The 13,850-nt window shown below is 76.9% G+C and carries 9 protein-coding genes; 8 read left to right on the top strand and 1 reads right to left on the bottom strand.

Annotation, left to right across the window (positions count from 1 at the left end; all coding sequences use genetic code 11):
* The first annotated feature begins 166 nt into the window (after positions 1-166).
* Positions 167-562, top strand: a complete 396-nt coding sequence (gene sodN, locus ACLJTM_RS04090) for a superoxide dismutase, Ni (protein ID WP_411101928.1) — start codon at positions 167-169, stop codon at positions 560-562.
* Positions 563-734: 172 nt separating this feature from the next.
* Here the strand turns inward: sodN and ACLJTM_RS04085 are convergent, their stop codons facing one another.
* A complete protein-coding gene (locus ACLJTM_RS04085) occupies positions 735-923 on the bottom strand; it encodes a DUF6104 family protein (protein ID WP_411101927.1) in 189 nt (62 codons plus the stop codon).
* A 118-nt stretch (positions 924-1,041) separates the two neighbouring features.
* Between ACLJTM_RS04085 and ACLJTM_RS04080 the strand changes: the two genes are divergently transcribed.
* From ACLJTM_RS04080 to fxsT, 7 genes are all read left to right on the top strand, one after another.
* Positions 1,042-3,153, top strand: a complete 2,112-nt coding sequence (locus ACLJTM_RS04080; RefSeq protein WP_411101926.1) for a trypsin-like peptidase domain-containing protein — start codon at positions 1,042-1,044, stop codon at positions 3,151-3,153.
* A 22-nt stretch (positions 3,154-3,175) separates the two neighbouring features.
* Positions 3,176-4,237 carry an AAA family ATPase gene (locus ACLJTM_RS04075; RefSeq protein WP_411101925.1) on the top strand — a complete coding sequence of 354 codons (1,062 nt, stop codon included), beginning with the start codon at positions 3,176-3,178 and terminating at the stop codon, positions 4,235-4,237.
* Between the two features lie 6 nt (positions 4,238-4,243).
* The gene (locus ACLJTM_RS04070) at positions 4,244-7,669 is read left to right on the top strand and encodes an SAV_2336 N-terminal domain-related protein (protein ID WP_411101924.1); all 3,426 of its coding nucleotides are present in this window, start codon (positions 4,244-4,246) and stop codon (positions 7,667-7,669) included.
* A gap of 93 nt (positions 7,670-7,762) precedes the next feature.
* The gene (fxsA, locus tag ACLJTM_RS04065) at positions 7,763-7,993 is read left to right on the top strand and encodes an FxSxx-COOH cyclophane-containing RiPP peptide (protein WP_411101923.1); all 231 of its coding nucleotides are present in this window, start codon (positions 7,763-7,765) and stop codon (positions 7,991-7,993) included.
* Positions 7,994-8,231: 238 nt separating this feature from the next.
* Positions 8,232-9,452 carry an FxsB family cyclophane-forming radical SAM/SPASM peptide maturase gene (locus ACLJTM_RS04060; RefSeq protein ID WP_411101922.1) on the top strand — a complete coding sequence of 407 codons (1,221 nt, stop codon included), beginning with the start codon at positions 8,232-8,234 and terminating at the stop codon, positions 9,450-9,452.
* Positions 9,449-10,720, top strand: a complete 1,272-nt coding sequence (locus ACLJTM_RS04055; RefSeq protein WP_411101921.1) for an aKG-HExxH-type peptide beta-hydroxylase — start codon at positions 9,449-9,451, stop codon at positions 10,718-10,720. The genes ACLJTM_RS04060 and ACLJTM_RS04055 overlap by 4 nt, the downstream gene beginning before the upstream one ends.
* A 94-nt stretch (positions 10,721-10,814) precedes the next feature.
* Positions 10,815-13,829, top strand: coding sequence for an FxSxx-COOH system tetratricopeptide repeat protein (gene fxsT / locus ACLJTM_RS04050; protein WP_411101920.1), 3,015 nt, complete (start codon positions 10,815-10,817; stop codon positions 13,827-13,829).
* Positions 13,830-13,850 lie beyond the last annotated feature (21 nt).

Below are 13,850 nucleotides of genomic sequence, written 5' to 3'. Positions count from 1 at the left end.
GACCTCCTCGTCCCTCCCGCATGCTGCCGTACCGCCCCGTACGTTCGCTCACCGGACCGACCGCGGCGCTGGACTTTTGTCCCAAGCCCCAGGGGGTGACCGCGAAAACCCGTTCCCCAGCGAGTAATCTCCCCCTTGAGAAGACGATCACGAGGAGGACACACCCATGCTTTCCCGCCTCTTCGCCCCCAAGGCGAAGGTCTCCGCCCACTGCGATCTGCCGTGCGGCGTGTACGACCCTGCCCAGGCCCGCATCGAGGCCCAGTCCGTCAAGGCCGTGCAGGAGAAGTACCAGGCCAACGAAGACGCCGACTTCCGTGCGCGCGCCATCACCATCAAGGAGCAGCGCGCCGAGCTGGCCAAGCACCACGTCTCCGTGCTGTGGAGCGACTACTTCAAGCCCCCGCACTTCGAGAAGTACCCCCAGCTGCACACCCTGGTCAACGACACCCTGAAGGCCCTCTCGGCCGCCAAGGCGTCGAACGACCCGGCGACCGGCCAGAAGGCCCTCGACCTCATCGCCGAGATCGACCGCATCTTCTGGGAGACCAAGGCGGCCTGATCCGGCGCCCGGTACACCCCCGTTCGCGCCACCCCGGCCGGGCGGCGCGAAGACGGGAACGGCCCGGCCGCCTTCAGGCGGCCGGGCCGTTCCCGTATCCCGTATCCCGTGCCCCGCGCGCCGGCGCCCGCGGCGCAGCAGCCGTGCGCCCGCACGATCCCGGGGAGGGGGCCTACGCCCCGTCCTCGTCGTCCTCGTCGTCCAGCCGGGCCAGCCAGGTGGCCAGGCGTTCCACCGGGACCTCGAAGTCCGGGTTCAGGTCGACGAAGGTGCGCAGCTGCTCGGCGAGCCACTCGAAGGTGACCTCCTCCTCGCCGCGCCGCTTCTCCAGCTCCTCGATGCCGCGATCGGTGAAGTACAAGTCGGGCTCCGTGCCGTGATGGGGGTGTTTCCCGCCAGGATAATCCGCGGCGCACGGACACCTCACACCCCTGGTGACCCCGGCGCTAGCCTGGACGTCTCACGAGCGGGGGGCGCGGATGACCGACGGGCGCACGACCGGCTCAGCGCGCGCCTTCGAGCTCCTGGAGCCCCTGGTCCACGCCGCCACGGTACGCGTCCACGCCCCTCCGGGCGGGTATGACCCCCACGGCAGCCACACGTCCGCGCCCACCTGGGGAAGCGGTTTCTTCATCGCCCCCGGCTGGGTCCTGACGTGTGCCCACGTGGTCGGTGAAGGGGGGGCCGCCGTGCGGCTGACCGGACGCGAGGTCGGCATCACCTTCCAGTCGGGCCGGTACGCGGGGAACGGGCCCGCCACCGGGACCGTCACCGGCCGGGTGGAGTGCGTCCTGCCGGAGCGGCTCGACGGACGGCGGCCCGCCCCGCGCGCCCTGTGGGACCTCCCGGACCTGGCCCTCGTCCGGATCCTCGCCCCCGTCTCGCACGCCTGCGTCTGGCTCACCGACCGCTCCCGGCCCCGCTTCGACGAGGTCGCGTACTTCGGCTGCACCGAGGACCTCGGCGCCCCCGAGATCACCGGCCGCACCACCCGCCTGCGGGGCACCGCCGGCAACGGCGCGGCGATCCGCCTCGGCGACGACGACGAGATCGCCCCCGGCATGTCCGGCGGGCCCGTGGTCGACCTGGCCCGCGGCGAGGTCGTCGGCGTGGTCAAGGCCCGGCGGCCCACCGGAGGCGGCGGGCTCGCCGTCTCCGTGGTGCAGCTGCGCACGCTGCCCGCCGCCGGCCCCGGCCGGACCGGCCTCTACCGGCGGGTCATGCAGGCCCACGACCTGCACCACTACGACCACCACCTCAGCGACCTCGACACCCGCCGGACCTGGACCGACGTGCACGGGGAGCTCGCCGCCGCGGACACCGACCCGTACGGCGTCCGCGGCCGCCTCACCCCCGGCGAACGCACCACCCTGTGCGGGCTGCTCGCCGAACTGCCGCCGCCCGGCTCCTCCGAGCTCGTCCGGGCCCTGGTGGAGGCGGCCCGCGGCGAGGAGCCGGATCCGCATCCGCCGGCCCCGCTGAGCTGGCGCGACGGGCTCGGACTGCTGTACGACCCGCCCGGCGGGGAGGGGGAGGCCGCCGCCGTGCTGCGGTACGCGACCGACGTGAGCGTCGCCGACCACCGCGAGCCGCCCGTGCCCGGCGCCGACGAGGAGCTCTGGGACTGGGTACGGGTCACGGCCGAGCGGCTGTGGCGCCCGCTGCGGCGCGAACTCGGCGAACGGCACGAGCGGGGCCTCGCGGAGCGCGCCCGCCGGCGGCGGGCCTCCGCCGGCCGGCAGGGGCGCGGACCGGTGCGCGCCGCCGGGGGACCCCCGCCCGGGGCCTCGGTCCTGCTGGAGGCCTGGGCGCACGGCTGGGAGGACGTCTGCGACTGGCGGGTCTCGGTCCTCGCGGGCCCGGCGAGCCCGGGCCGGGTCACCCCGGTGGACTCGGGGGTGCGGGTCCCGCCGGCCCGCCTGCCCGAGGTGCTGCGGGACCCGCTCGCGGAGGCCTTCCGGCGCTGCGACACCCACGAGGCGGCCGCCCTGCTCGAAGTCGCCGTGGAGCCGGCGCTGTTCGGGCTTCCCGTCGACGAGTGGACCCTGGAGGGCGGGGTGCCGCTCGGCGTGCAGCGGCCCGTGGTGCTGCGCCACCCCGCCGACCGGCCCGCGGCGCCCTGCCACCCCGCCGACGCCGAGGCCCCCGACGCGGGAGCCCGCTGGGCGCGGGTGCAGGCGGGCCCCCTGCTGGACGAACGCGCGGACTGCGTACGGGGCCGCCCCCGCAGCCCCTCGGCCGCATGGCTGGCCGGGCTCCCCGACAACACCGTGCCGGTGCACTGCCGGGCTCCCGACGCCGAGCCCACGCTGGGGTCGCTGCACGCGGTCCGGGACGCCGGGTACGGGGTCGTGGTGTGCCGGCGGCCCTCCGCGGACGCGGGGGCTTCGTGCGCGCCGTTCCACCGCGGGCTGCGCGAGGAACTGGCCGGAGCGGGCCGGGCGCAGGCGCTGCCGGAGCGGCTCCGGGCGCTGCGCGGGCGGGCGTACGGCGCCGACCCCGACGCGTACTGGGCGGCGGGGACCGCACTGGTGTGGGACGACCCGGCGAGGGCCCTGCCCGAGGACGAGCCGCTCCGGGGGGACCTGTGAGCGGCGCGAGTCAGGAGCACCGATGAACGACGAGTGGCTCATCTACCGGGGCGTCGGCGAGCCCCACGACGGGATCGACGCCCTGCCCGATCCGCCGCCCTGGCGGGACTTCGACGGCGGGCCCGTGGGCGGGGCAGGCGCTCCCGCGGACGGCCCCGGGGAGCCTGCGGCCGCCGACGGGGCCATCGCCCGGCGGCTGGGGGCCCACCGGCAGGCCGCCGAACAGCACCGGCCGGAACCCGAGGAGCTCGACGCCGTCAACGCGGCCCTCTACCTGCGCAGGCCCCTGCTGGTGACGGGCTTCCCCGGCACCGGCAAGTCCACCCTCGCGCACGCCGTCGCCCACGAGCTGAAACTGGGCCGGGTGCTGCGCTGGCCCGTGGTCTCCCGGACCGTGCTGCAGGACGGGCTCTACCGCTACGACGCCCTCGCCCGCCTCCAGGACGTACAGATCGCCGCGGGCGGCGGGGCATCCGGCGGCGCACCCGCGGCATCCGGCGGCGCGCCCGGAGGGGCGCCCGGGATCGGAAAGTACATCCGCCTCGGTCCGCTCGGCACCGCCCTGCTGCCCACCGCCCGCCCGCGCGTGCTGCTGATCGACGAACTCGACAAGAGCGACGTCGACCTGCCCAACGACTTGCTGAACGTCCTGGAGGAGGGCGAGTTCGCCCTCCCGGAGCTGGAGCGCGTCGCCGACACCGAACCCGAGGTGCGGGTGCTCACCGACGACGGGACGAAGGCGGCCGTCGCGGGGGGCCGGGTCCGCTGCCGGGCCTTCCCCTTCATCATCATGACCAGCAACGGCGAACGCGACTTCCCCGCCGCCCTGTTGCGGCGCTGCATCCAGCTCAAACTCGGCCAGCCCGGCGAGAAGCGGCTCGCCACCATGGTCCGCGCCCACCTGGGGGAGGAAGCCGCCCGCCTCGGCGCGGACCTGATCCGGGAGTTCCTCAGCCGCTCGCAGTCCGAACTCGTCGCCGCCGACCAGCTGCTCAACGCCGTCTACCTGACCCACTACGCGGCCCCGCCCACCCGGGAAGACCTCGCGGACCTGCTCATCCAGCGCCTCGACCGTCCGAGGTGAACGGCCGTGCCCATCCGTGAACTGGCGGCGCTGCTGCGCGCGGCCGGGCTGGACCCGACCGCCGAGGAGCTCTGCGACGCCCTGTGGCTGGCCGCGAAGATCCGCCCGCCGGGCACGCCCGTACCAGGGGCCCCGGCCGCGGGCCGGCCGGCCGCCGCACCCGGGAAGCCCGAACCCCAGCCGGACCCGGACCCGGGTTCCGACCCCGGACCGGACCCGGCGGCCGCGCCGGACGCCGACACCGGGGACCCGGTCAGCCTCCACGCCGCCGGCGCCCGCCGCTCCCCGGCACCCCCCGGACCGGCCCTGCCCCCGGAGCCGGGCGTACCGGTCCGCGTGCCCCGGGCCGCAGCGCTGCCGCGGATCCTCGACATCCAGCGGGCCCTGCGCGCCCTCCAGCAGCACCGGCCCGCCGGGCCGCCCACCCGGAAGGTGCTCGATGAGGGCGCCACCGCCGAAGCCAGCGCCCGGGCCCTCGGCCTGATCGTCCCGGTGCTGCGGCCCGACACCCGCCGCGAGGCCACCGCCCGGCTGGTCATGGACGCCTCCCCGTCGATGGCGGTCTGGCAGGACGTGTTCGACGAACTGCGGGCCGTCTGCGAGCGCCTCGGCGCCTTCCGGGACGTACAGGTCCACTACCTGCACCGGCTCCCCGACGGCACGCCCGCCCTCGGCCGCGGCCCCCTACCCGCCACCGCCCTGCGCTCCGGGGACCAGCTGCGCGACCCCACCGGACGGGAGCTGACCATGGTCGTCTCCGACTGCACCGGCCCCCTGTGGCGGGAGGGCCGGGCACAGCGGCTGCTGTACCGGTGGGCCGAGTGCACCCCGTGCGTGGTCGTGCAGCCGCTGCCGCAGCGGCTGTGGGGGCGCAGCTGGCTGCCGACCGAGCGCGGCGCCGTCACCCGGGTCGAGGGCGGCGCAGGACGGCTGAGGTTCCGGCCGGACCGCCCGCCCCGCCCGGGCCGCCCCGCCGGCGGCCTGCCCGTACCCGTACTGCCCCCAGGCGCCATCGCCCTCGGCGCCTGGGCCCGGCTCGTCGCCGGACTCGGCACCGGCCCCGTACCGGCCGAGGTGGCCCGCGTCCTGGCCGCGCACCCGGCGGCCCCCGCGCCGCCGCCCGCGGCCGCCCGGCCGCCGCGCGAACTGGTCCGGCGGTTCCGGTCCTCGGCCTCGCCGCGCGCCGTCCAGCTGGCCCTGTACCTGGCCGCCGCGCCCCTCACCCTGCCCGTGATGCGGCTGGTGCAGCGCACGATGCTCCCGGACTCGGAACCCTCGGACCTGGCGGAAGTGCTGCTCAGCGGGCTGCTGCGGCGCAGCGGACCGGGCCCCGGCCAGTGGTACGCGTTCGTCCCCGGCGTACAGGACGTGCTGCTGGGACCGCTCGGACGGGACGAGGCCGCGCTGGTGCTCAAGCACTGCTCGGAGTACGTCCTCGCCCACTTCGGACGCGGCGTGCGCAACTTCCCCGCCCTGGCCGTCTCCCAGCTCACCGGGGCGCCGGTGCCCGGCGGCGCCGAGGGCCCCCCGGACGACGGGCGGCCGCCCGCGGAACCCCTCCCGCAGGCCTTCGCGCAGGTGTCGGCCAAGGTCGTACGGCGCTACCTGCCGGGCCTCCCGGAGAGCGGCCCCGGGGCCGAGCCCCCGCCCCCGCCCGCGGCCCCGGCGCCCGGCAGGTCCGCCGCCGTCCGCACCGCCCGGGACCGGCTCGCCGACGCCGACGCCGGCGGGGGCGTGGACGCCCGGGCCCTGCACGAGGCCGTGGCGGTGCTGCGGCGGGCGCTCGCGGCCCCGGCCGGCCCCGGGGACCCGCCCGAGGAAGCGGAGGCCGAACTGGCCCTGGCCCTGCTGCGGCTGTGGGCGGCCGAGCGGGACCCCGCCCTGCTCGCCGAGGCCGAGCAGACCGTGGCCGCACTGGCCACGGCCGCGGCGCGGCTCGCGCACGGCCGGGTGCTGTACGAACGGGCCCTGGCGGCCGAACCGGACGCGGAGCTGCTGGCCGCGGCCGACCGGGAGTTCGCAGCCGCGGGCGCCCTGCCCGGCCTGGACGCCCCGCTGCGCCGCGACTGTGCGGTGCGGCGGGCCCGGACCCTGATCAGGCTGAGCGAACTGCGGGACGAGCCGGGCGCGTTGCGGGAGGCCCGGGCGGCCCTGGAACCCCTGGCGGGCCCCCCGCCCGACCCGCCCCCCGTACCCGGCCCCCACGCGGGCCCGCCGGCCGCCGCGCCGGCGCCCGCCCCCGTCGGGCACCCCGAACTGCACCTGGCGCTGGGGAGGGTGCTGCTGGCACTGCTGCCCGTCACCCCCGACCCGGCCGACCGCGCCGACCTGGCCGCCCGGGCCGCCGCCCGGCTGGCCGTGGACCCGGCGGCCGCCCCGGCGGAGCGGGCCCGGGTCCGGGTGGAGCGGGCGGAGGCACTGCGCCACCTGCCCGACCGGCTCGAAGAGGCCGCCGCGCAGCTCGCGGCCGCCCTGGAGGAGGCCGCCGGCGAGCCCGGGCTGCGCATCGACGCCCTGGTCGGCGCCGCCCGGGTGCACCGGGCCCGGTACGGGCGGGACGCGGACCCGGCGGCCCTGGAGGACGCGGCCGAGGCGTACGGCCGGGCCCGGCGGCTGGTCCCCCGGGACAGCGAGGCCTACGGCGAGCTGCTGCCCGAGTGGGGCGAGGTCCTCCTGGAGCGGGCCCGGGCCGCCGGCGGACGGCCCTTCACCGGGGCCGCCGTACGCGTGCTGCGCGAGAGCCGGGCCGCAGTGCCGCAGTCCGATCCGCGGGCCGCGCACCGGCTGCTGAGGCTCGCGGCCGGGCTGCGGCTGCGACACGTCCACGAGGGCGACCTGGTGGACCTGCGCGAGGCGGAGTACCTGCTGGAGCTGGCCGTCCGGCAGAGCCGCAGCCCCCTGGACCAGGCCCTGGCCTGGCGGGACCACGGCGACCTCCAGCAGGAGGTCCACGGCCACACCGGGGCCGCGGACCGCCTCGACCGGGCCGCGGACTCCTACCGGCGGGCCTGGCTGGCCGCCCTGGTCGCGGACCGGGAGGAGGGCCCGGAGGCGGCGGACCGCCCCTGGCACGAGGGGCGTCCACACCCCGAGGACCGCCGGGAGCGTGAGGACCGCGAGGACCGCCGGGGGGCCGCCGTCCGGCTGGCCGCCCGGGTCCAGGAAGCCCGCGGGGAGGTACTGGAGCGGCTGGCCCGGCCCCGGGCGGCCCTCGACGCGTACCGCTCCGCACTGGAGCTGTGGACGCGGCTCGGGACGGATGCAGCCGGGGAGGCGGCTGCCACCGCAGAAGCCGACGCGGATGCGGACCCGGGCGCCGGCCGGCGCCCGGACCCGGGCGCTGCCGGAGCCGACACCGGTACCCGCGAGGGCGCCCGCGGTCGCGCCGCGGCGCTGCGGGCCCGGATACGCATCCTGGAGGCGGGCCCCTGAGCAGGTGGGCCCGGAGCCCGGGTGCCGGTTCCGGGCCCCTTCCGGGCCCCCGTTTCCCGGCCTCGGACACAGGGAAAGGGAGGTGGACCGCCCATGGCGACACGACAGGGGGACGGGGAACCCATGGTGATGCACCATCAGGAGGACTCCGCGGCCGCCCCGCGGGCGAAGTGCCCCGGCCGGCTGCCCGACCTCTCCGGACTGGACCTGGCCGCCCTGCGCGGGATCGACCACCCCGTGCTCGCCCAGGTGATCGAGGGGATGGTCGAGCGGGTGACCCACCCGGCCGAGATCCTGAACGCCTTCGACTCCGGAGTCGTCTGATCTGTCCCGGCCGCGCAGGACTTGACCACTTTCCGCCGTTAGCGGGCACCTCCGGGAGGGCAGGGATGGACCGTCCCCCGGGGGTGGCACCCCGCGTAGCCGGGGGAGGGAGGCACAGGCGATGAGGCGAGCGAGCACCAGCGGCACGGCGCAACAACCCGGCCCGCCCGGCCCGCCCCCCGCACCCGGCCCTCCCGCTGCCCCCGCGCCCGTCCCGTCCCCCGCCGCACAGCACCGTGTGCACGCCCGCCACGCCCCGTGGCCCTACGCCCGGCTCGACGTGCCCGCCCTGCGGGCATCGGGCCACCGCCCGCACCCCATCCGGCAGTTCGTCCTGAAGACACGCAGCCGCTGCAACCTCGCCTGCAGCTACTGCTACGTCTACGAGATGGCCGACCAGACCTGGCGCGGACAGCCGCGCACCATGACCCGGGCCACCGTCGCCCGCGCCGCCGAGCGGATAGCCGAGCACGCCGCCGCCCACCGCCCCGACCGCATCGACCTCGTCCTGCACGGCGGCGAACCCCTGCTCACCGCCCCCGCCGGACTCGCCGCACCCGTCGACGCCGTACGGGCCGCCGTGGCCCGCGCCGCACCCCGCACCCGGGTCACCGCCGGAGTGCAGACCAACGGCACCCTGCTCACCCGCGGCCGGCTCGCCGCCCTGCAAGCCGCCGGGATCCGGATCGGGGTCAGCCTCGACGGGGGCCTGCCCGCACACAACGTCCGGCGCCTGGACCGCACCGGGCAGCCCGGGTTCGGGGCCGCCGCCCGCGGACTGCGCCTGCTGGCCCGCCACCCGCACAGCTACGCCGGGGTGCTCTGCGTCGTCGACCTCGCCCAGGACCCCGTGGAGACCTACGAATCCCTGCTCGCCTTCGCCCCGCCCACCCTCGGCCTGCTCCTGCCGCTCGCCAACTGGAGCAGCCCGCCGCCCGGCCCCCACCCCGGCACGGCCGCCGCCACCCCGTACGCGGACTGGCTCGTCGCCGTCTTCGAACGCTGGTGGCACGACGGGGTGCGCCGCACCCGCATCAGGATCTTCGAGGAGATCATCGCCCTGCTGCTCGGCCTGCCCGCCGCCACCGAGACCCTCGGACTCGCGCCCGCCACCACCGCCGTCATCGAGACCGACGGCTCCATCGAACAGGCCGACTCGCTGAAGTCCGCCTACGAAGGCGCCGCCGCCACCGGCATGACCCTGGACACCCACAGCTTCGACGAACTGCTCGACCACCCCGGCTTCGCCGCCCGACAGTTGGGCCGCGAGGCACTCACCGCCGGCTGCCGGGCCTGCGAACTGGTCGAGGTCTGCGGCGGCGGGCACTACCCGCACCGCTACCGGGCCGGGGAGGGCTTCCGGCAGCCGTCCGTGTACTGCGCCGACCTCCAGGCCCTCATCCGGCACGTGGCCGCAGCGGTGCAGCGCGCCGCCGTCCCCCCGGCGGCCGCCTCGTGACCGCCGCGCCCGCCGCCTTCACCGTCACCCCGCCCGTCCTGCGCGCACTGGCCTGCACCGAACCCTCCGCCGAGGGCACCCGCCTGATCCGCGACGTACGCCGCTCCAAGCGGCTGGTGCTGCTCCGCGCCGTCCTCGACGCCGCACCCGGCGGGCCCGCCGCGGAGACCGCCGAGCACTGGGCCCTGCTGGAGGAGGCCGAACGCCGCGACCCGGACGCGGTCCGCGACGTCCTGCACTACCCCTCCACCGGCGTGTGGGCCGAGGAGACGCTGCGCCGCCTGCACGCCCCGTACGGCCCCGCCGCCGAACTCGCCCACCTCGGAGCCGTCGCCGCGGCCGCCGCCCTGCGCGCCCGGATCTCCTTCACCCTCGCCCTGCGCCCCCGGCACGGCCGGCTCGCCCTGCCCACCCTGGGACTGCTGCGCCCCGACCGCCCCGGCCCGCTCGTCCTCACCGAACACTCCTGGGACCCCGACGACCCCGCGACCCTGCCCCTGCACGCCCTGCCCGGCGGCGGCGCCGCCCTCGACGACCTCGACCCCTACCGCACCCCGGGCCCCCCGCACCCCGCCGTCCCGCCCGCCGGCTCCGTCCGGCCCGCCCGCCGGCTCACCCCCAAGGGCCACAAGCGCTGGGACACCCAGTGGTCCGGCGCCCTCACCCTGCTCCAGCGCTACGACACCGCCCGCGCCGGCGAGACCGTCGACCTGCTGCGCTCCGTCGTCCCCCTGGCCGGCGGCTCCCGCTCGCACGGCGCCACCCTGCCCGCGGCCGCCGGATCCGTACTGGCCCGCGCCCAGGCCCCGCCCGCACTGGCCGCGACCCTCGTCCACGAAGTCCAGCACGGCAAACTCGGCGCCCTCACCGAGGTCCTGACCCTGCACACCGCCGACCGCACGCCCCGCCACTGGGCCCCCTGGCGCACCGACCCCCGCCCCCTGGAAGGGCTCCTGCACGGCGCGTACGCCCACCTGGCGCTGGCCGGCTACTGGCAGCGCGCCGCCCTCTACGGGGCCCGCGGCGCCTGGGCGCAGCACGCCCGGATCCGCGCCCAGGTCGCCGCCGCCCTGCCCGCGCTGCTCGCCCACCCCGCACTGACCCCCGCCGGACGGGCGTTCACCGGGGCCATGGCCGAGGCCGAAGGAGCCATGGACGACCTGCCGCCACCCGGCGACCAGCACGCCGCCGCCCGCCGCAGCGTCGAGCGCGCACGCCGCGCCTGGTGCGAAGCACACCCCGAACTCGCTGCCTTCCTCGACGGCTGAGGACACGGCGAACCGCTCCGGGCAGGGCCCGGCCCGACCCGGCCGCGGTACCTTTTCCACCCCGTCCACCGCCCGCATCCCAGGGAGACGGCGCATGACCGCCAGCCGGCAGGACCCCAGCCCCGCGGCCGCCCCGCCGCCGCACCAGCCGCAGCGCTTCGTCATCAGCTTCGCCGGCTTCAACCGCCCCTGGGCCGTGTGGATCGCCCACCGGCTGGAGGAGCACGGCCACCGCGTGGCCCTGCAGCGCTGGGACCCGCAGAACAGCCCGGGCCTGGCCCTCGCCCTGGAGGACCTGGCCCGCTCCGGCAGCCGCGTCCTGCTCGTCCTCAGCGAACGCTACTTCTCCGCCGGCACCCACACCGACGAGGCCTGGAACACCGCCCTGCGCACCGTCACCGCCCGCCACCCCGGCCGCTTCGCCGCCGTCTGCCTCACGGACGACCCGCTGCCCAGCGCCGTCGCCGTCCTGGAGAAGACCGACCTGTGGGGGGTGGACGCGTACGAGGCCGAGTACCGGGTGCTGCGCCGCCTGGAACTCCCCACCGAGCGCATCGGTGCCGAGACCGGCCGCCGCGGCCCCCGCTTCCCCAACGACCCGCCCGAGATCTGGGGCCGCGTCCCGCGCCGCAACCCCCGCTTCACCGGCCGCAACGACGTCATCGCCACGCTGCGCACCGCCCTGGCCGACGCCCCGCCCGGCGCATCCGTCGTCACCCTGCTGGGGCTGTCCGGCGTCGGCAAGACCCAGGTCGCCACCGAGTACGCCTACCGCTTCGCCTCCGAGTACGACGTGGTGTGGTGGGTCCCCGCCGAGGACCGGCCCACCCTGCGCGAACGCCTCGCCGACCTCGCCCCGGCCCTCGGCCTGCCCCGCGGCGCGGGCAGCTACGGCGAACAGATCCGGGCCGTGCTCGAAGCCCTGCGCCGCGGCTCCCCCTACCACCGCTGGCTGCTCGTCTTCGACGGCTGCGACCACCCCGACGACCTGGCCGACCTGCTGCCGTCCGGCGCGGGCGACGTCATCATCACCTCCCGCAACCGCGGTTGGGCCGCCCGCCACTCCAGCCTCGTCGAAGTCCCCCTGTACGCCCGGCCCGAGTCCGTCACCTTCATCCGCCGCCGCGCCGTACGCCTCACCGACGCCGAGGCCGACCAGCTCGCCGACGCCCTGGAGGACTACCCGCTGGCCCTCGACCAGACCGCCGGCTGGCTCGCCGACTCCCCGCTCACCGTCGGCGACTACCTCGCCCTGCTCCAGCGCCGCCTCGACTCCCGGGAGGCCGTCGCCGTCTCCGACGACTACCCGCTGCCCTTCCCGACGGCCCTGGCGATACTCCTCAACAACGTCCGGGAGAACTTCCCCGACGCCCTCGCCCTGCTCCGCCTGTTCGTGTTCTTCGCCCCCGGCCCGGTACCGCTGCGGCTGCTGCGCGAGTTCCCCGCCGACGACGTGCCCGAGCACCTCGCCGGCCTCATCAACGACCAGATCCGGTGGAACGCCGCCCTCAACAAACTCGTCCAGTTCTCCGTCGTGCGCCTGGAGTACTCCGACCTGCCCGTGGAGGAGGGCGGCGGCGGCCTGGAAACCGTACAACTGCACCGCATGGTCCACGGCATCGTCCGCGACAACCTCGCCGAGGACGAGGCCGAACCCCTCGCCCGCGCCGTCCGCCAGGTCCTCGCCGCCGCCGACCCCGGCCACCCCTCCGACTCCCGGCTGTGGCCCCGCTACGCCGAACTCGTCCCCCACCTCGGCACATCCGGCGTCCTGACCAGCAGCAACCCGCGGATCCAGACCTTCCTGCTGCACTGCCTGCGCTATCTGATCCTCGCCGGGGAGTACCGCACCTGCCTGCGGCTGTGCGAAGAGACCGACCGGTCCTGGCGGGCCCTGCTCGGCGAGGACCACCCCAGGGTCCGCGAACTCAGCTACCCCTACGGCGGAGCCCTGCGCAACCTCGGCCTCTTCCGCCGCGCCGAAGCCCTCACCGAGGCCGTCGCCGACCGGCTCACCGCGGAACGCGGGGAACGGGACCTGCAGACCCTGCGCGCCCGCAGCGCCTACGGCGGCGTCCTGCTGTGCATCGCCGCCTTCGAACCGGCCCGCGCAATCTTCGAGCACTGCCTGGCCACCTACCGCGAACTCCTCGGGGAGGACGACGCCACCACCCTGGACGCCCAGAACAACCTGGCCGCCACCTACCGGCTCTTGGGCCGCTACCAGGACGCCTACGACCTCGACCTGGACACCCTGCGCCGCCGCGAACGCGTCCTGCGCCCCCAGCACATCTCCACCCTCGCCTCGGGCATCGCCTGCGCCATGGGCCTGCGCCTGACCGGCCGCTACCGCGAGGCCCAGACCCGACAGGAACAGGGCGTCAAACTCAACACGCAGGTCCTCGGCCTCGGCCACCCGCAGACCCTGCGCGCCGAACACAACCTCGGCCAGTGCCTGCGCCGCTGCGGCGACATCCCCGGCGCCGGCCTGCGGCTGCGCACCGTATGGGAACGCGCCACCCGCGTCTTCGGTGCCGACTACCCCTGGACCCTGATGGTCGCCTCCGACTACGCCACCTACCTCAGGGAGTACGGGGACATCGGCGAGGCCCGCCGCATCTCCGAGGACGTGGTCCGCGGCTACCGCTCCCAGCTCGGCCCCGCCCACCCCTACAGCGTCGGCACCCTCGGCAACCTCGGCCTGGTCCTGCGCGCCCAGGGCGAGCGCCCCCAAGCCCTCGCCCTCGCCGAACGGTCCCTCACCGGCATGCGCACGGCCCTCGGCGACCGGCACCCCTGGACCCTGGGCTGCGCCCTGAACACCACCGGCCACCGCACCGCCGCCGGCCGCCCGCAGGACGCACTGCCCCTGGCCCGGGACACCCTGCACACCGCCGGCCAGGTCCTGGGCCCCGACCACCCGATGACCTTCAGCGCCCGGATCGCCCTCGCCGCGGACCTGCGGGCCCTGCACGAGGACGCCGAGGCCGACCGGCACGAGGACGCCGCCCTCGACGGCCTGACCCGCACCCTGGGCGCCCAGCACGTCCACACGGTCTCCGCCCGCCGCCGCACCCGCCCCTACTGGGACTTCGAACCACAGCCGTGACCGGGCCCCGGACGCCGCACG

The sequence above is a fragment of the Streptomyces sp. cmx-4-9 genome (genome assembly GCF_046548835.1).
Taxonomy (GTDB): domain Bacteria; phylum Actinomycetota; class Actinomycetes; order Streptomycetales; family Streptomycetaceae; genus Streptomyces.
This window is presented reverse-complemented; position numbering and strand designations above follow the sequence as displayed.